This is a genomic window from Streptomyces sp. NBC_01197, assembly GCF_036010505.1.
Classification (GTDB): domain Bacteria; phylum Actinomycetota; class Actinomycetes; order Streptomycetales; family Streptomycetaceae; genus Streptomyces.
The window spans coordinates 1,161,533-1,179,870 of the sequence record NZ_CP108569.1 but is presented as its reverse complement, the minus strand read 5'-3'; the positions used below and the strand labels follow the sequence as shown (position 1 = coordinate 1,179,870).

Below are 18,338 nucleotides of genomic sequence, written 5' to 3'. Positions count from 1 at the left end.
CGTCTCCTATCAGTAAAGGCTTGCGGTTTCGTAAGTCCCACTGATGCTCAGCGTAGAGTACGCGGGAATGGTGTTAACGGAGTCAAGACCCTGCTTAATCGTGGAAGTGCTGTCCATGTACATATAGCAGTTTTGGTTTGCTCCAGTACCCGTCTTCCCAAACACGCCAATCAGGTTGGGCATACTGTTTGAGACTCGGGGGTTGTCAATCATCCCAGTGAAAACCTGTCTGGTGTTATTCGCTACAGGCTTGGGGAGAGTGAAGCCAATGATAGAGACTCCACTGGATGCTGTTACGGCCTTGGACCCTGTGGTGATCTCTATCGAGAAAGAGATGGTTCCAGGAGCAATCCACCTCCAGAAACCGTTTCGGTCACCAGCTCCGGGCTTGTTGGACACGGTAAACAGATCTGGTGTGTACAGAGACCTCTTGGCGAGTGAGCGAGTCACCATGTAGCCGTCGGACCCGTAGTAGCCCTCTGCCTGGCCTCCAGTCCCGTTGTTGTCCATGTCCACCACGAAGGCACCGGGGGGCAGTCCGGGGGCAATGACATTGGCGTTCCAGGGGACTGCTACCGGCCCCGGACGTATGAACTTCCTCCGGTCCGAGGTGGTAATTGTTCCTCCATTGGCAGGAACTGTGGCAGTCTGGAGAACCATCTCCCAAATACCCCCAGGGACTCTCTTGGGCTTGGGCTCAACAGGGTTTTTTGCAGGCTGCCCCTGAGACACAGCAATATTGACAGAGCCTGAGGAGAGGTCAGCTCGAATCACAATGAGGTCAATGCGATCAGTGCTTCCAGAGTTGGCAGCCAAAGTCAGAATCTTGTTGGCGGTGAGCTGGTAGTAGAAGCCCCCGACAAAGGCATTTCCCGGGTGGACAGTGATAGTACCGGTTCCAGGGTTGGTCAGGTAAAAGGGGAGGTCTGAGTACTCGTAAGAGGTGGCTGTCAGGGGGTAGTCGATGCAGTCCTCACTGAACATGTGAGACATAGCCTGCCACTGCACCTGTGAGACAAGCTGAGCACCCCCACCAGCGCTGTTAGCAGCAAACGGGTAGCTGATTTCTGCCATAGTCACATCCTCGCTTCCAGTTTGCGCAGTTTCTTACGCATCTCATATACGGTCTTGTAAACGTTCAGGGGGTTGTCTGTACCTTGCTCACCAATATTCGGAGCTACGGAGTACGTATTGCCCCCGTCATCCACAGATATGGTCACTGCTCTGACAATGTCTGTGTAGGACTCTCCATCGACATCCACGGTAATCATGTCGCCAACAAAGTAATCTCTGCCAAACTTGATCTGCTCTGTATCAATAGGGTAGATCTGGAAGTTGCCAGACTTAGCTCCTTCAGCAAGAGCCTCATCAGCTGCCTGCTTTACTACATCAACGTAATAGGCAACTGCTACTGGCTTAGCTGCTTTGATTGCTGCCTTCAGGTTAGCCAGGGTGGTTGCGTTTGGGGTAGCAGAGTAGGCGGCTCTCGCAGTAGTGAGAGTGAAAGTCCACTCTGCCCCATCAGGGTTCTGCCCAATATCCTCAATGCCGTTGTCATCCGTGGTGACCACCAAAATGGGGTTACCACTGGAGTCAGTAGCCAGCGGAATATCCCTCCGGTCCACAAACCCCTCAATCTTCAGGCCCCACTCAGCCTCAGTGACTGTGTCGGCCTTCTGCCAGATATACCGGGCCTTGCCGTCACCCTGGCAGGCAACAATAACTCTGGTGACCTTAGGTGCGGTGAGAGTCCAGGTGTACTCTCGCAGGTTCCCAAGCTCGGGAGAGAACCTAACTGCCTTAGATTTGTCGGCGGGCGCAAAGGTAGAGAAGTCTATGGATTTGGTATCTGGGTTCCATAGGAATCTGTAGCCAGCTGAATTGTCCTGGCACCATGCGGATAGCTTCTCGCCAATAACGTCATACCTCAGAGAGTCAGAGACTGTGGTACCAGCTGTGCCCTTAGCAGGCATATTCAGGCCAGGGACTTGCCTGTCAGCAAGGGCCGAGCTTCCCATGGAGTGCTCAATCTCCCACCAAACCGCTTGTGCAGCAGGGCCGCTAGCTCCTCGCACTGATCTTCCTGAATACTGATTGGAGACGGTAGAGGAGGGCTCAGGGAAAGCTAGACGCTGATAAGCAAGCTTGTTGTCTGTCTTTCCACCCACATACACAGAGCCCTGTCCAGTGTGCTGTTCGACAGTCCAGTACTTCTGGAAGGACTCGATCTGACCAGTCAGGACGGGCTTAGCCACACCATCCTGAAAGATGGCGACACCACCTCCTTGCTGGAGGAGATCCGCCTGAGGAGTTCCAGACTTCACCAGGAGTTGCCAGGAGCCCTGATCGCAGAATTCCACAACGAAATCAAGAGAGATCCAGGTATCGATCTCACCAATCCGGTTCAAGTCCTTATCTCGGACGACGATTCGATAACCCATTTAGTACCCCTCATAGCGAGGACTGTAGGTGAGCTGCACTACAGCAGTTGATGAACCAGGAAGAATGCTTACGGTGCAGTCAGATACCCCATCGGGGATAGACCAAAGGACAGGATTTGGGTCAAGCAAGGGCCAGTAGTTAGTCCCTAGGTCATCCTTGAGAGACTTGTACCCTGGTCTTGTGTCGATAGTGAGTGTTCGCCCCCCAGCAATGATGTTGCTGCCATCGGTAGGTGCTGATATTCCAAAGGAGTCTCCGTCAGGACTGGTGAAAGTGAAGGATCTAATAGGGCCCTTCAGCTTCCAGACAGGCCAAGCCTCAACATCTCCGGGATTGTCCACCTCAACTGCTGACGACGAAACCAAGCCAGCATTCAGGTTAAGCGGCAGGAAGGCTCCCGTAGTAGGCAGGAACGGGGAGCCAGTACCAAAGGACCACTGAGCAGCCTCAAGAGAATCCGAGTAGAAATACGGGTCAAATGCTGTGAATGTGAGGCCGTATTTCTTCCAGTGGAAACCGGCTGTACTGGCATCCTCGCTACCCTCCATGCCACCCTTGTAATAGCAGTAGAGGTGCCGGGGCACTGCGTTGCCCTCTACGAACTTTATAACGCAGTAACCCTTCTTGGGATTCAGGGCTGAAGTCAGCTTCTTCTGAATGCCCTTCATTGTCTGTCTGTCAACCCCGTAGATAACCAGGGGAATCATGATCTCTCTGGCTACTGCCCTGGCACTACGGAACATGCCGCCATCAAGATTTGGGCTGTCATCGGAGTGCAGCTCAAACGGTGGGGCGTCCAATCCTGTGGCACCAGGCTGCACAAAGATCCCAGGCCATAGGGAGTTGGAGAAAGAGGTCAGGGGGATTTCCTCCCCCTGACCATCCCTCCCTGTAATCGAAACGTATGTCCTCTCCCAGTGCACTGGTGTCGGTGGCGAAGGAATCTTTGCCAATGGGGCAGGTGGAGCTGCCCTTAGTGCTGGAATAGCCATGCGTACACCTTCCTTCGATTACAGTTTGTTGCCGTACAAAGCATCCAGGGTCCTGAATGCCCTGATGGCTGCCTGAGTAGTGTCCTCGCTCTTAGCCTCGTTGATAGTGAGGTTCACAGACCGACCACCACTCAGCATTTCCTGAGTCTCGCCATTGTTGTAGACCCTCTCGCCTCCCTTGAAGTTCACCAGCTCGGGTCCTCTCTCACCTACTAGCTTCAGGCCAGGAGAAGCGGACTTCGTTCCTGTCCAATAGCCAGCAGTGCCAGAGAGAGCCTGAGTCCAGTGAGATCCATATCGGTGGGTTGCGTAGTTGAGCCCTGCGTAGATCGAAGCAAGGGGACTGGTGATTCCCAGCTTCTTGTAAGGCCCGGCATACGCATTGAAAGTGCCCGGAATGGTCTGCATCAGACCTTGTGACGGATGGCCAGCCTTGGCATTGCTGTCCCACAGGTTGATTGCCTTAGGGTTTCCTCCTGACTCAACATTGATCCGGTGAAGAACCAAAGAGAGGTACTTGGAGGAGAGCCCCAATTCCTTCAGGACCCTGAGCACAAGAGGTGCCCAACGCTCAGCACCACCAGCGCCACCAGCCATGGCTTCCATTGAGTCCATAAACTTCTTGTCCTGCTTAGACAGAAGCTCCGTGATGGCAGGACCGGCCTTCTTTACTCCGGTCTGGCCTACTCGACCGAACGAAGTGGAGACACCCTTCCCGAACTGACTGACCAGCTTCTTGAGAAGGGGGCCAGCAGTGTCAGAGAACATCCCCGGTACTGCATCAGACCAGTCACTACCGACGACTCCACCAGAGGCATAGGCAGGCAACTTCCCTGCTATCGCTGCCTGGTTGAGGGCGTGGATCGTCCCCTCTCCAAGGGCCCTTGTGACCTCTGGACGGAGGATGGACTCCCCAGGGGACACCATGGCCATCACAGAGTCCCTGCCGGGCGCATAGCCAGGTACAACACCACCTGTAGCAAAGCCAGGCATGTTGCCAATCTTCGAGAGCTTGGCAGGGCCTAGCAGCTTGCTGTTTACAGGGGAGATCATGGCCGACTGAATGAAGCTCACAGCAGATTTCACATTGGACTTGACCGAGGCAGGAATCCTATCCATGGACTTGTCAATGTTCTTCTGTGCGTTGCTGAAAGAGCCAGAAAGGCTCGACAGACCAGACTTCATGCTTCCAAAAGACTTGGCAGTCCCAGAAGCGGCAGAAGAGACGGAACTCTTAACCGCAGACATCTTGGCTGCTGTGTTCTTCTGGAGTGAGCCTTCCTGAGAAGACAGGGACTGAATGGCCGGAACCATAGTGGAGTTGACCGAAGCCCTCACCTTTGAACTGGTATCCGTCCACGCCTTGCTAGACGCATCCCTCATTCTCTCAACAGACTTCTGGCTGCCCTTAAGAGAGCTGTCAATCTGATCGGATGCCTTCTTGAATGCCTCAGCATCAGGGGCAGGGATGATCTCGCCAGACTTGTCCTTGAGATTCTTGACATCCCCATTCTTGGCTGCCTTGTTCAGCAGGCCAATGTTGGAGAGACCAAGTGCTCTCGCAGCTTCGGGCCTAAGCACTGCCTCTCCAGGGGAGAGGAGAGCGTGAACCCTGTCATCGTCTGGGCTGTATCCCGGAACAACACCACCATTAGCGAACTTGAAGAGGCCCGTGGTGTTGGGCATAGCGTCCTTGGCCTGGCTCCAGAATTCGCTAAAGACCTGCTTGGTGTAGCCTCCAGGCGAGTTGGCGAACTCCTGAATGGTGTTGAACGAGCCCTTGACACCATCAATGTAGCCAGTGACATCGTCCTTCATGCCCTTGATCTGGTCAGTTATGACACCCATCGGATTTTTGATCAGATCCTTGGCGGAGGAGCCAAGAGCCTTTATGGAGTCCCAAACCCCAGTACCGCTGTCCTTAATCATTCCCCAGATGTTCTTGGGGCTGAACAGATCCAGAATGAAATTGTTTGCCCTAGAAGCAATGTTTCCATTGCCCTTCCAGACGTCATCCCAGAAGTACTGGCCTGCTGAGGGGGCCATAGCTCCAGCAATAATGCCGCCAACCTTCCCGGCAGCATTGGGAGACCTCTTGAGGAGATCAGGGAGCTTATCAGTAAAGAAGCTGGCAATCTCACGGAGCTTGCTCTCAGCACCTGCACCAGCGGTACGACCACCATTCCTTGAACCCCAGGGAACAAGGCTAGTGTTGGTACGGCTGTCAACTCCGTTAGCACTGGCGTCAAAGCCTAGAGTTGATGTGAAAAGGCTTGCTACATGACTCATGTCAACGGCGTGCATAAGCTGACTAGCCGCAGAGGTTCCACGAGCAAACTTCTGAATCTGCCCACTCATTGCAGCAGCGTTCCAAGAGTCAATTACAGTGGGCCCAAGAGCCTTTGCCACTTCAGGTCGGAGAACGGCCTCACCAGGGGAGAGTACGGCAGGAATGTTGTCCACCCCGGGGGAATACCCCGGAAGAGTCCCGTACCGAGAGGCATCAATACTGGTGACTACACCACCAGTTGCAAGCTTCTTACCCTTCTTCTTTTTGCTGGAGCTTTCCCCGCCCCCGCCACCAAATGAGGAATCACCGTTTACCTCATTGATCTTGTTGTCAAGGGTGCTAGCGTGCCCGCTAGCGCTTTCCAGAGCCTTAGAGAGGTTCTGAACAGCCTTAATGATGGTGCCTAGACTCCGCTTATTCAGGCTGGTTACACGCCCGTTGACACCTGAGTTACCAGTGCCGAGGAGCTTGTACACCTCATTGACCACGTTGTACAGGCTGGACTTTCCACCCTTGAACTTGCCCTGAATGGAACTCAGAGACTTCCCATTGAGTGAAGTAACCCTGGATATAAGCTCCTTGAGCTTCTTGGACAGATTATTGGCAGCAGTAGTGGTAGAGGTGATCTCCTTACGGAGACCCTTGAGGGACTTTCCGTTCAGCGTGCCTACATGCTGAGCGGCATTCTTCAATTCGGATACCAGATGCTGAACTTGATTCTTCGTAGACTCAATCTGCTGAGTCTTAAGAGCCGTGAGCTTCTTCTTGTCCAGTTCGCTAACCGAGTGACCAGTCTGGTCAATCTTGTCCTTGAGATCTGTAACCGTGCCATGGGCAGAGTCCACAGATACCTTCAGCGAAGTGAAGTTCTTCTTGTTCAGGTCGGTAACGGCTTCCTTGGCATTGCCTACAGCCTTAGCGGAAAGCTCGACCTTCTCTGTGAAGGTGGTGAATTCCTGCTGAACTCCGTGAAGGTTCTGGTCATTTAGCTGACGAATCTGAGTCTGAGTGGAGCTGACAGCCTCACCAGAATGGGTAGCAGCAGTCTGGAGACTGCCAGTAGCAGAAGAGCCTCCACCAAACTGGTGGATAAGCTCGTCCATGGTCAGTCCGTTAAGATCCCGGATCTGCCTCTGGAGCTGCTTAGTCCTTTCCTCCACCTGCTTAATGATGTCGTCGGTATTAGAGATCTGACGGTTGAGTCCGTCAAGGCTGTTGTTGGTCTGTGTGTTGCGACCACGAGCCCTGTCAGTGGTCCTGCGAATAGGTCCACGGGTGTCCCCACCGCGAAGGTCTGTGCGGCGGTCTCGGTAGCCCTGGAGGTATCCATTGCCATTACGGGCGGAGGAGATTCCAGAAACAGCCTGTCGACCTACACGAGTTGCTGCACGGGCACCCTTACCAACACCAACAATTCCCTTACCAAGCGCCTTGATCGGAGTAAAAGCTGAGCCAAGAAGCTTGGTTATCTTGCCGAAGATCTTGGTAGCAAGACCGAGAGCAAGAATGAACGGAGCTGCCATAGCAGCCATCTTCACCAGAGACTTGAAGAACGACTTCCACTCAGGGTTCCCATTCATGAAGTCAGCAGCCCACTTGATCTGCTTAGCGAATGTGCCGATCGAGTCGAAGAAGGTGTTCATCAGGCCAACTGCATTGCCCTTCTGGCCCTTTGCAAAGTCCTTGGCATCATTGAGAAGGCCACCTTGATATTCGTAGCCATCTGCGATCTTGAAGCCGAACCTGTCAGTCTTGTACTTGGCTACCTTCTTGCCCATGAGCTTTTCGCCAAGACCGGTGTACTCAACAATTCCAGTCTTCTTGTTGGGCTTAGCAAAAAGGTTTCCCAGACCAACCTGAGTCTGTTCCTTGAGCTGCTGGAGCTTTCCGGAAATGGTAGAAGTACCTACCTGAGCTGCACGGCCCTTAGATCCGCTAGGACCACTCCAGTTCTTCAGGAGTTCATTAATAAGGTCCTGAGAGTCAATACCACCAGTCTTGGAGGCATTGGCCATCTTCTTGAGCATCTGTGCAGAAGCGGTGCCCTTTTTCTTATCCTTGGAGTCTGTGAATCCCAGCATAAGGGACATCTCTTCAACAGAGACACCGGCAGCCTGGGCAAACTGCTTTACCTGCCTGGTGTTTACTCGGCCAGAGTCCAACATCATGTCAATTGCGTACATGCCTCGCTGAACCAGCGAAGGGTCCAGGTTTCCCGCACGGGCGGCGTTGTCACCGACCATCATGACAAGGTCCCCAGCCTTGTTTGCAGCTCGCCTACCTGCTGCATTCTGCTTGGAAACGTTGGGAGACTTAAAGTCCTTGTCGTGGGACTCAATGGATCGGATATAGCGGACAATGTATGTCTGCATGTCCTCAATGGAATACGGCGTATCTACGCCGTACTGACGTATCTTTGTCAGAGCACTGAGGGAGTCCTTAGCAGAGACACCAGAGCCCATGAGGCCCATCTGACCGAGCTTCAGAGAGTCAGCAGACTTCACACCAATAGTGGTCAGTGCACCAGCTACAAGAGCCAGCGGACCAAGCAAATTGGTGGTGATGAGCTTCCCAGTCTCAGTGGCCTGAGTGCCAACAGTCTCAATAGCGTGACCGTGGCTCTTCCAGACCTGCTGAATAGGCTTGTTCCTAGCGGCAGCAGTGCGGTTGAGATCTGTAACGGATCGGCGATACCCACTTACCTGGTCCTGAAGAGCCCTGGAATAGTCCCTGGAGCTGTCCAGCTGTGTCTGGAGATCCCTGACCATCGTCCGGCGGATATTGGTCATCTGAGTGCGCTGAAGGGCTGCTGTCTCAGCAATGGCCTTCTGCTTGCGCTTTTCATTCTCCGCATAGGCAGAGGCAACTGTGGTAGCCCATTTCATCTCAGCCTTGGCCGACGCAGCAGCAGCAGTCTGCTTGCGCTTCTCGTTCTCTGCATAAGCAGAGAAGACCATCTTGTTGTGTGCCATCAGGGCCTTAGCCTGAGTAGCAGCAGAGGCTTCCTCTTCCTTGCGAATCCTCTTTACAACAGCAGCGGCATCCTCAGCAGACTTGACCTTAGACTTCTCTGCATCCGAGTTAGCAGCAGCACGAGCTTCAGCATTCTTCTTCTCAGCAGCAAGAGTGGACTGGAGAGCCTTCTTGGTAGCAGCAGAAGTCTTCTCAACCAATTTGGCCTTCTCGGCTTCAAACTTCTGAGCCTGCTTGAAGCGCTTACCAGCCTCTTCCCCATAGGCAGCAGTGACTTCCTTCTCGATCTTCTTCAAGACCTTCTTGGAGTCCAGGGCTGCCTTCTCGACAGCTTCCTTGGCTTCCTTAGCTGCTACAGCGGAAGCCTTGGGGATATTAGCCATCCCCTTAGCGACACCCTCTGAGAAGTCCTTACCGGCTGCAATACCAGCAGCAGAAAGTTGCTTTTGAAGCTCTGCCTTAAGAGCCTTGATCTTCTTTTCATCCACAGAGGGGTATACATCGATATACCCTGAGCCAACCTTTATGGGCCCACGGCCACTACCTGCTGTTGCCATAAGGCCCTCCTCAAAGGTTGCTCATCTGGTTAAAGAAGTCAGCCACCTCGTGGCCGGAAGCAAATTCATGCTTGGGGGTTTCCTCTTCGGAAATAGGCTGTCCAGGTCTCGGGAATGCCTCAGGGGCAGGAATCCCTTCCTTCTGATCTTCGGAGGTGTTGGCCTGGATGAAGTAGTAATTCGACAGCTCAAGGGCATCGGAGATGCGAGCCAGGAGGTATCCCTCAGGACCCCACTCTGACGTCTCGTCAAGAGCCATAAGAAGTACAGAGCGGCCGTGCTTCTTCAGCAAGGACCGGATATAAACATCAATCTTGCGGAGGGACAGCTTGCCTCTCCAGAAGTCCAGCAGATCTACTTGGAAGAATTCCTGAAGGTCTGCTTCAAGCTCGTCGCTGTACTCCTGGAGAATGCGTACTGTCCGGGTCAGTTTCCCTCTTCACCCCAGCCAATAGACTTGTTAGCAAGCTCCGAGAACTCCTGGAACTCACCAACAGTCGGACGAGTGGCACGGAACTGAGCCCAACCCTCTTCACCAACAAGGATTTCGATAATGTCAGCCTCCGACTCGGCATCCTGAAGAGCGAAGTAGTCAAGCGCCATAGGGTCACCGGGAGTGCTGTAGGTCTGACCCTTGAACTCAAACTCGTTGGTCTTGTCCTCAGCAACCTCAGGGGCTGCCTCAAGAGCCTTCGCAGCGAACTTAGGGGCTGCGGTCTTGCGCGGTGCAGTAGTCATAGGGGTTCTCCAAGCAGGGGTATGTGAGAGAGAAAGAGAAAGGCCGGGGAGTGCTCATCTCCCCGGCCTCTATGCAACATTTTAGGCAGTCATAGACTCATTGGTGAGGATGTAGCCCAGGCTCCCAGAGTTGTCCATGGCATTAATGGTCAGCTCGTAGCTCTGGTTCTGAGTCCGCTGAAGGGTGATAGCCCCTCGCTCAGTAACCATGGCCCGGCCGACAACCGCACGCCACAGATTGGTCTTGTACTTCCAGTCCACGACGACCGAGAACTCCTGGAGATCCGGTGTGGTGGACAGGTCCAGGCGGTAGTCCCCAGTGGGCTGACTCGACTGATCCATAACCTCAGTCCAGGTGGCACCGAAGAAGTTCTCAGTAACCAGCTTGTTGGCCTCAATCAGGGTCGCAGAGAGCTGGAAGCTAGCGGAGTCCACGTTGTACAGAACAGGGGCCGCAGACTGCCAGGCATTCAGAGGCGTGGTCTGAATAGCAGGGGTAATGGTCACACCAGCATCCGAGACATAGCCAAGCGCCTTGTATCCAGTGGGCGGGGTAGCCCCATCACCGACATCAGTCGGAAGGACAAGACCGCCACCAGTCGGGGCGAGATAGATAGCACCATCAGGTGCAAAGCGAATCTTCTGTGCATCTCCAGAAGGCATATGTACTCCTTAATCAATTTTGAACGTAGAAGAGGGCGATCTCCCCGCAATACACATGCTCACGAGAAGTGGGGTCGGGATCGTAGTAGGGCTGATTTACCTCTCCTACGTCCAGCACATAGGCATTGCCAGCCACAACCCCTGGGAGGCTTGAAAGCAAGTGCTCTCTAACCTCAAAGGCCAGTGCAACCGCAGTTTCCCTGTCCTGGTGGTAGACCTCATATTTGATGTCTGTCCTGTCCATGGACTCTCGGAGCATCCGAAAACCACCAGTGGAGAACACATAGAGAGTGGGATCTCCGACATTCCTTGCGTTTAGATCTCCAACGGCCTTGGGCAGATCAGGGAAGGTTCTGAGGAAGATGACTACTGAGTCAACAGGATCAACAATCATTCAATCCGCTCCCTCAGTAGCGCCTCCTTCATGTACTGGAGGCCCTTGTGATGCCTTCCGGCTCTGTCAGTCCAGCCACGGTCCTGGAGGAGCGCGTGGCGAACCTTGTCATTCTCTTCAATGGTGACTTCGCCGTAATAGCCTCTGGCGTCTCTCTCAACAGAAGCAGTGATGTTCTTCTTGATCTGGTTCCAGTTCGTATGAGTGCTGGAGTTCCTGGGAGCCTCCCGGATGACAGCAATTCGAATTCGTTCCGCAACTTCTGCAACCAGTGCCCCACACTCAAGAGTGGAGAACATTGCATCTTCCCAGCCAGGGGTAAAGGTGATTCCTCTACTCATCCGTTACTCGCCTTCCAAATCAGTAGGTGAGTGTGACGGGTAGTCCCATAGGGCCAGAGCTGGGGAGGGCCATCAATCTCGTACCAATCTCCCCGCCACTTACAGCGGTCGTTTTCTGAAAGAACTTCGGTGTAAGGGACGTACACATGGAGCCTGGACTGAGCCAAGTCCCTCTCTGGGGACCTGGTCTCAAACACCCGGTCCGGCTGTACCGAGGCACGAGAGGTGAGGACCAACGTGGGGTTTCCCCAATCCCTCTTGACCGTGTAAGAGCCTTCCAGCTCTTCAGCTGAGTAGAACTCCACTACCTCATCAAACATGGCCTCAGCCCCTCTCCAGAGAGAGGACAGCTACAGATGGCCGGTACCTCTTGAGAGCCGCCTTGGCTGCATCGGAAAGGGTCTGGGACTGAGCAGAAGTTCCGTACTCATACGCAACCTCGCGTTCTCCAGTCCTCTCCGAGACGACACCAGGGGAGATGGCTCTCCAACGGATTACCTCAGCAGAGGCAGCTACCTTCACCGGTCCAGGGACATTGGTGTATCCCCAAGAGCCAGTGACGGTGACGAGATCTCCAAAGCCAAGAGCACGAGTGAGTGTCTGGTGTTTGTACTCCCAGTCAGCAACTACCTCTCCATCTACAGCAACAGCTGTGACAGTCAGATAGGGCAGATACCTCTTAGGTACCTTCAGCCATGGCTCACAACTGCCAGGAAGGTCAAAGGACTCGTTCTCTCGTCGGTCAAAGTCCTTGTTGCAGTAGTCCTCAATAAGGGCTGTGACATCTGAAATGAACAGTTCGACCTGAGCTTTCTCAGGGTCAGTGAGGGGCCACCCAAGACGGGTGGCCACCTCTTCTACAGTGACAAGAGCCACTAGACATCCCTCCCTTCAAAGGGAAGGAGCGTCTTACGGAGTGCCAGCCGGAGTGTTGTGCGTAACGATCTCAGCCTCAACACCCTGAGCAATCAGGAGCTGTTCGGGACGGCACACCTTGGCGTCATAGATAACCCGGCTCTTGACAGCGTCCGTAAACGACTTCTCAGGCTTGTAAGTCTCCATCTGAGCGAAAGGCATCACAACAGAAACCGCAGAAGTCGAGCCCATGAAGAGATCAACAGACTCGAACTTCTGGTTGCCCTTTCGGATAACAGGGCTGGACGGACGAGTGTGGTTACCAAGGGCATTGGCCACAACAACCGGGAGACCGAGGATCGAGCCAATCTGACCAGAGGCCACAACCGAGCCACCCCCACCATGCTGCGAGGCGTCAATGAACAGCGGGTCTCGCAGAAGCAGCGAACGCATACGCGGAGAGACAAAGAGCCAGCGGTCCTGCGGAGCAGAGCGGGTGTCCAGGGTCTCAAGCATCTTGACGATGTAGTCGTACACAGACAGCGTCGCAGTAGCAGGGGCGTTGACCTGAGCCGCCTGGACAGTGCTGATCGCACCAAGCTCCAGTGCCGGAAGGCCAGAGACCGTGGCGTTGCGGTCCGCAGCACCGTTCAGGTCCTTACCCGAAAGCCCTGCAATGAGGGTGAGGGCCACCAGCTCATCAATCGCCAGAGCCGAAGCACGAGCACGCTGAGCAACAAGATTGCTCATCAGGTCAATACCGGACTTGGTCTGGAGCTGGTGAAGAGCGTCAATCTCCAGGTGGAAACTGGAACCCTTAGCAACGGTCATCTTCATGTACTCAAGCTGAGCGTGATCCGGGTCGCCAATCTCGCCGTATGCCTTAACCAGGCCCTTGTCCGAAACGGTGCCATCAACGAAGTGAGGGATGCGAATAACGTCTCCCTCACGCCGAAATTCACCCTCGTAGTTCCGGTTGGTGAAGGGGGAACCACTCAGAACAAGATTCTCCTCAATGTCCTGGAGGAGCTGAGCGGTCCAAATCTCGGGAATGAAATGGCCAGTTGTGGTCTGGAGCTGACCAGCTCCAGTGTTGTTGCCAGACTGGGTGTAAAGAGCCATGAATTACCTCACAGGTATGTCAGAGATCTCCTCGCATGAGTGCATCAAGGCGGCCATCTACACGGGCCTTGTTGATCTCAGTGGGAGTCATATTGGAAAGATCTGCATGGGAAAGCTGGTCAGGGCCAATAGCCCCTCCCTGCCGTCCAAGGCCAAGATCCTGAGCAAACTCAGAACCAGTGGCGGGCTTGGGAAGTGAAGTGACAAAGGCATTGATCTGGTCAGAGACCGGAAGCCCATTGGCATCTACGAACTGAGAGGTATTGACAAACTTCAGGTCTGGGAGCTGAACTCCATTGGTTGCAGCCGCAGCCTTAAGCTCAGACTCGACAAGACGCGACCCAACCTCGGAATAGGCAGAGGTTCGGCCCTCCGCACGAGCAGCCTCTAGGGCCTTCTCCTGGTCAGTCATTCCAGACTGCTTAAGCTGGTCCCTCTCCTGAGAGGCTTCCTTCCAGCGGTCCTCGTTGGTCCTCGAAAGGGTCTTCCACTTATCGCGCTCGGCAATAAGCTCCTCTACCGTCGGCTGAGTACCAGTGCCCTGCTGTCCCGTTTCGGTCCCAACAGTGGCTGTGGTCTCAGTCGTGTTCTCTTCACTCATAATCGAACCGTCCATTTCGGCTGGTTGAAGGCATCAAAAAAGGCCCCCAACCATTTCGGTTAGAGACCGTGTGAAACGGACGGGCCTTAGCCCGTCTTCCTGGCCTGGTTTCCAGAGTTGCCCTGAGGGGCCTTGGAGGCTGCCTTAGCAGCCTTGGGGTCATTCCCGACAGGCTTAGCACCAGGGTCTTGCTTGTCAGATCCAGGCAGACCGCCTGTGCCTATTTCAGGCTGAGGCATGAGCTTCTGAATCTCTGTGGCGTCCTTAGCATCTTGCTTACGCATCTCCTGAAAGCGGTCAATCTGCTGAGGTGTGTAGCCAGCATCCGAGAGGAGCTGGTTAACCGGGACGCCAATCATCTTGAGTTTCAGAAGAGCGTCCATGTGCTGTGCCTCGGTACGGTTCTCAGGATCTCTCCAGATAATCTCTGCACCGAATGCCTCTGCCTTAGGGTCTTTCATGACCTTGAAGCAAAGTCGCATGACCCGTTCCCATGCCTCACCGAAGTGAAGCATTCGTTCACGAGTCTTTGAAATAAGCCCTGCTTCAGCGGAGGTGATTGCCTCTCCTGAAGGGGCTGTTCCTCCGTTAAGGAGGAAGTAATGGAAGGGGATTCTAGAGATGCTAGCCATGTGCTGAACCAGCATGTCAACAAGAGTGACGTAGTTTCCCAAGTCGGCTGCTTCAAATTGACCAAACTTGGAAGTGGGGTCACTAGCCTGAAGCACTTTATCCACTCCGGAATCAAAGGGAGGGAGGGGGTTGTCATTCTCATCTGTCTGAATCTCAAGCCCAGTAACCCATCTCTGCGGCCAAGCTGCATACTCAGATGCCAGCAAAGCGTCAGAAACAATCTTGTTGATCGCATCCTGAATGGGGATTACCACTGACAGATCCGAGATGGGATCTCCAGCTATTCGAGAGCGGTTGTTGATAGGGATCACGGGCACTTCGAGAAGAGGGTTAGGTTCCCGCTTGTTTCCCACCCAACCTGCATCTGCACCATTTATGAACCGGTAGACAGAATTGGGAAGCCAGAGAGTCACCCACTCTCGACCCCAGTCGTCTGTGTAGAACTTGGCCGCTGCCTCAATCTCCCTTCGGGAGCCGGGCTTGTACTGAACCACCATGTTCTGAGCAGACTCCACAGTGATTGTGGGCTTGCCATCAGAGTCAGCCCACACAACTGCATAGGCAATGCCATAGATCAAGGCGTCAAGGTGAGCCTCATTTGAGTCAGAGTCCATGAAATTCCGCTGCCAGATTTCCCGAGCGTCCTTGTCCGCATCAGGTTCATCAGTCATCCGAAAGCCATCAATGGCCATTCGTTCATTCACTGAGTCCACGATGAGACCCGAGAAGTTGTCACACCATCTCTCGAAGAGTTCGGCGTACTGCTTCTTGTGGCGAGCCTGAGCAAAGGCCATCTTCTGATGGTTGCCGTCGTAGTACTCGCTGAACTTCCTGTAACTTCCCCTGGCTGTCAGCAACTTGGAGTGGAGGTAGTCCACCCACTGTTGTGGGGTAGCCGGAGGAGAGCCAATTTCGAAATTGCTCATCCATACCTCCACTTAGAAACCTACGACTCGTCCCCTTCTGCGGTTCATTCGTCCATCAGCGATAGCGTCGGCTCTCGCCTCCAGGGCGAGGACGGCACAAATAGCCAGGTCAATTTTTCTCTTCGACCTGGGGGAGTCTTTCTGAATCAGGACGCCAACTTCTCCACCAACCATTACGTCTCGGGTAACTGCATTGAGGACATGGCGAGTTAGACGCTCATCACCCTCATGCGAGATTTCTTTGACCATGACAGCGGAATGGAATCTCTCAACTACCTGGACCATGCGAGTTGGCTTATTGGTCCAGAACTCAAAGACGAAGTCCTGGTCTCTGGTAGCAAACTGGATAGCCCAGCGTCCTAGAGCCTCCTGCCAGTAAGGAGGGTCACCGTAGAACCACTCAACTCGGAAGTCTTTGAAGGCTTTGTAGACAGCCGCTTCAACAGCAAGGGTGTCCACTTCCCAGTCAGCGTGCGCGTTCTCGGGACGCTCCCAGACATCAATAACGAACAGTCGCCCATCTCGAAGTCTGCAACCCACGAGCCCTGTTGCGTCTCCTCGGACGGACCCGTCAAAGCCAATAGCTATCTGGTCACCGAGCTTGATGGGGTCTTCAGTGGCCTCACAGAGATCCCAGGCAGGCTTGTTCATCCAACCATCTGAAGACTCAGCTATCTGGTTGAAGTAGAAGCGACAGTAGGTGGAGTCCGGAGTAGTGCGGTCATAGAGGATGGTCTTGGTGAGACCTTCAATGTCAGCCCAGACAGCGTCTCCATACGCCTCCAGGAGGGCCTGTCTGACCTTCTCCTCATCCCTGATGTCCTCTACGTCAATAGATGCCTCACGGCAGTCATAGAGCCAGTAGCCCTTGGTCACCATCTCGGACTCATGAATGATCTGGGCTACTGAGTTCTCGTTGGGGTTGTAGGCGTTAGTCGTCCCGACCCACCGAGAGCCAGCCTTAGTTGTCTTCTCTACATTGCGCTTCAAGGTCTGGTAGAAGTCAGGGCCACCATTGGATGAAACCCAGTGATGTTGCTCGTCCATCACTACAAAAGTGGGTCGGTTACCTTCATTCGTCCTGCCAGCAGTTGCCTTCGGCTTGATAGAGCCAGGCTTGCCTGACTTGAACTGGACAATGGACTTCGAGATCTCCAGCCCGTATGCCTCTTCGGCAGGGGACTCAGAGAGCATTCCTCGGATCATGTCTAGCGTTTGTTCACACTGATCTAGTGCTGTGGCACCGATCTGCACGATAGGCAGTGGAACTCTCTTACCTACAGGGAGCCCAAAGGCGTCATAGTGAGAGAACCGAACAGGGCCTAGGAACTCGACAATGGCCAGGGCTGCAAGGAGAGGGGTTTTGCCCCAGCCCTTTGCACGACGAAGAGTTGCGGCCGAGTACTTCCAGGAGCCGTCAGGATTGATGGCATAGAACCAGAGCACAAACCGAAGTTGCTCAGGAGTGAACTCCCAAGGCTCACCAGCTCGTTCACCATCTGGGGTGACTACGAACTTCTTGGCCCACCTGATGACCTGGTAGCCCAGAGTCTCTTTAGGGGACGGAACCCCTTCGGGTAGATTCCCAGACTGCATAGGAACCTCCCTGTGGCCTCCTAGTTGTCACTGAGGAGCTTGTACAGCTCTTCGTCCATGTTGACCTCAGGTGGCGCCTCTGAAGGCTCCTTAGAGCCCTCCACTGAATCCTTCTTAAACGACATGCGAAGTCGAACGCGATCCTCGTTGGTTGCACCCCACTTGGCTACACGCTGCCTGATCTCTCCAGCCAACTTGTAGTCACCCTTGTAGAGCTGGTCCACGAGAAGAGTGGTGATTTCCAGTTCAGCCCAGTCAGTCTCAAGCCAGTCAGCAGACTGAGGAGATTCAGACCAGGTCCGCCAGAACCTCTTAGCCCCAGGAGTAGTGACTCCAAGGCCCTTGGCCAGTTCTCTTCCTGACTGAGGCTCACGGGAGATCTCAGTAGCACCCTCGTGCTTGTTTCGCCTGACGCTGTTCTCCTTGGGGTTTGGGCCCCTGCTTCCCATTAGAGCCTCACATTCACATTGCTTATCTCCCAGAAGTCTCCAAGCTCCTCAAGCTCTTCCTGAGCCTGCTTACGCCAAGAGACCCGCTCTGCTGCCTTGGAGAGTCGCTTCATGTCCTCAGGGCTGAAGTCGTACTCTTCATCAAAGCTGTACCACTCAGACATCAGCACTCCGAGCAATAGAGGCGTTAGTCCAGAACATTGCCTCTTCCAGCTTGGTAACCGCAAGAGCCTTCTCTCGGCCCTCAGGAAGCTCGATGTCCAGTACTTCCGCTGCATCGTAAAAGAGATTGCGAACGCGCTGATGGGCGTGAACCTTGTACGCATCAGGAGCATGGTAGGTAAAGCGGTTCTCAATGTCCTCGGGGCTCATCAGTCTCCTTGAATGAATGAATGAAGGCAATAAAAAACCCCGCTCACAAGGAACGGGGTGGGTTAAGTGGTAGCAGCAGGAATTGAACCTGCACAGCCGAAGCGTCTGGTTTACAGCCAGGTGGGCTCTACCAATGCCCAGCACTACCAAGGCTCCACCTATTTGAGCATCGTTGAGAGGCTTAGGGGAGGCGGTCCCATCGCCCGGAGTTGAACCGGAATCAGTGCGACCACAACGCACCGCTCTACCATTGAGCTACGAAAGGTATGTGCACTCTTTCAGGGGGAGTGCTGCCCAGACCCTCAGATGTAAAGGGGTCGTCCCTCGCCATGGACTCGAACCACCAACCTTCGCCTTATGAGGGCGACGCTCTAACCAATTGAGCTACCGAGGG

Annotated in this window: 17 protein-coding genes and 3 tRNA genes; all 20 read right to left on the bottom strand. The window is 54.1% G+C overall.

What is annotated here, in order from left to right; translation table 11 throughout:
• Positions 1 to 9: 9 nt before the first annotated feature.
• Positions 10 to 1,074 carry a hypothetical protein gene (locus OG452_RS05365; RefSeq protein WP_327294461.1) on the bottom strand — a complete coding sequence of 355 codons (1,065 nt, stop codon included), beginning with the start codon at positions 1,072 to 1,074 and terminating at the stop codon, positions 10 to 12.
• A gap of 2 nt (positions 1,075 to 1,076) precedes the next feature.
• The gene (locus OG452_RS05360) at positions 1,077 to 2,441 is read right to left on the bottom strand and encodes a siphovirus ReqiPepy6 Gp37-like family protein (RefSeq protein WP_327294460.1); all 1,365 of its coding nucleotides are present in this window, start codon (positions 2,439 to 2,441) and stop codon (positions 1,077 to 1,079) included.
• The gene (locus OG452_RS05355; RefSeq protein ID WP_327294459.1) at positions 2,442 to 3,434 is read right to left on the bottom strand and encodes a phage tail family protein; all 993 of its coding nucleotides are present in this window, start codon (positions 3,432 to 3,434) and stop codon (positions 2,442 to 2,444) included. It abuts the gene before it with no gap.
• Between the two features lie 18 nt (positions 3,435 to 3,452).
• A complete protein-coding gene (locus tag OG452_RS05350) occupies positions 3,453 to 9,254 on the bottom strand; it encodes a transglycosylase SLT domain-containing protein (RefSeq protein ID WP_327294458.1) in 5,802 nt (1,933 codons plus the stop codon).
• A gap of 10 nt (positions 9,255 to 9,264) precedes the next feature.
• The gene (locus OG452_RS05345; protein WP_327294457.1) at positions 9,265 to 9,546 is read right to left on the bottom strand and encodes a hypothetical protein; all 282 of its coding nucleotides are present in this window, start codon (positions 9,544 to 9,546) and stop codon (positions 9,265 to 9,267) included.
• Positions 9,547 to 9,680: 134 nt separating this feature from the next.
• A complete protein-coding gene (locus OG452_RS05340) occupies positions 9,681 to 9,992 on the bottom strand; it encodes a hypothetical protein (RefSeq protein WP_327294456.1) in 312 nt (103 codons plus the stop codon).
• 81 nt (positions 9,993 to 10,073) lie between these two features.
• Positions 10,074 to 10,655 carry a phage tail tube protein gene (locus OG452_RS05335; RefSeq protein WP_327294455.1) on the bottom strand — a complete coding sequence of 194 codons (582 nt, stop codon included), beginning with the start codon at positions 10,653 to 10,655 and terminating at the stop codon, positions 10,074 to 10,076.
• 13 nt (positions 10,656 to 10,668) lie between these two features.
• Entirely contained in the window at positions 10,669 to 11,049 is a 381-nt protein-coding gene (locus OG452_RS05330; RefSeq protein WP_327294454.1) for a hypothetical protein, read from the bottom strand.
• Positions 11,046 to 11,390 (bottom strand): hypothetical protein, encoded by a 345-nt coding sequence (locus OG452_RS05325; protein ID WP_327294453.1) that lies wholly within the window; start codon positions 11,388 to 11,390, stop codon positions 11,046 to 11,048. The genes OG452_RS05330 and OG452_RS05325 overlap by 4 nt, the downstream gene beginning before the upstream one ends.
• A 324-nt stretch (positions 11,391 to 11,714) precedes the next feature.
• Positions 11,715 to 12,266 carry a phage gp6-like head-tail connector protein gene (locus tag OG452_RS05320; protein WP_327294452.1) on the bottom strand — a complete coding sequence of 184 codons (552 nt, stop codon included), beginning with the start codon at positions 12,264 to 12,266 and terminating at the stop codon, positions 11,715 to 11,717.
• Between the two features lie 33 nt (positions 12,267 to 12,299).
• On the bottom strand, positions 12,300 to 13,367 hold the full coding sequence (locus tag OG452_RS05315) for a hypothetical protein (protein ID WP_327294451.1): 1,068 nt from the start codon (positions 13,365 to 13,367) through the stop codon (positions 12,300 to 12,302).
• 19 nt (positions 13,368 to 13,386) lie between these two features.
• Positions 13,387 to 13,968 (bottom strand): hypothetical protein, encoded by a 582-nt coding sequence (locus tag OG452_RS05310; protein WP_327294450.1) that lies wholly within the window; start codon positions 13,966 to 13,968, stop codon positions 13,387 to 13,389.
• An 86-nt stretch (positions 13,969 to 14,054) separates the two neighbouring features.
• On the bottom strand, positions 14,055 to 15,527 hold the full coding sequence (locus OG452_RS05305) for a phage portal protein (protein WP_327294449.1): 1,473 nt from the start codon (positions 15,525 to 15,527) through the stop codon (positions 14,055 to 14,057).
• 12 nt (positions 15,528 to 15,539) lie between these two features.
• Positions 15,540 to 17,123, bottom strand: coding sequence for a hypothetical protein (locus OG452_RS05300; RefSeq protein ID WP_327294448.1), 1,584 nt, complete (start codon positions 17,121 to 17,123; stop codon positions 15,540 to 15,542).
• A gap of 20 nt (positions 17,124 to 17,143) precedes the next feature.
• Positions 17,144 to 17,572 (bottom strand): phage terminase small subunit, encoded by a 429-nt coding sequence (locus OG452_RS05295; RefSeq protein WP_327294447.1) that lies wholly within the window; start codon positions 17,570 to 17,572, stop codon positions 17,144 to 17,146.
• On the bottom strand, positions 17,572 to 17,736 hold the full coding sequence (locus tag OG452_RS05290; protein ID WP_327294446.1) for a hypothetical protein: 165 nt from the start codon (positions 17,734 to 17,736) through the stop codon (positions 17,572 to 17,574). The genes OG452_RS05295 and OG452_RS05290 overlap by 1 nt, the downstream gene beginning before the upstream one ends.
• The gene (locus OG452_RS05285) at positions 17,729 to 17,944 is read right to left on the bottom strand and encodes an Acb2/Tad1 domain-containing protein (protein ID WP_327294445.1); all 216 of its coding nucleotides are present in this window, start codon (positions 17,942 to 17,944) and stop codon (positions 17,729 to 17,731) included. Before OG452_RS05285 ends, OG452_RS05290 begins: the two co-directional genes overlap by 8 nt.
• 67 nt (positions 17,945 to 18,011) lie before the next feature.
• Positions 18,012 to 18,092: transfer RNA gene (locus tag OG452_RS05280), tRNA-Tyr, on the bottom strand.
• Between the two features lie 46 nt (positions 18,093 to 18,138).
• Positions 18,139 to 18,209 (bottom strand) — tRNA-His (locus OG452_RS05275).
• 55 nt (positions 18,210 to 18,264) lie between these two features.
• Positions 18,265 to 18,338, bottom strand: a tRNA-Met gene (locus tag OG452_RS05270).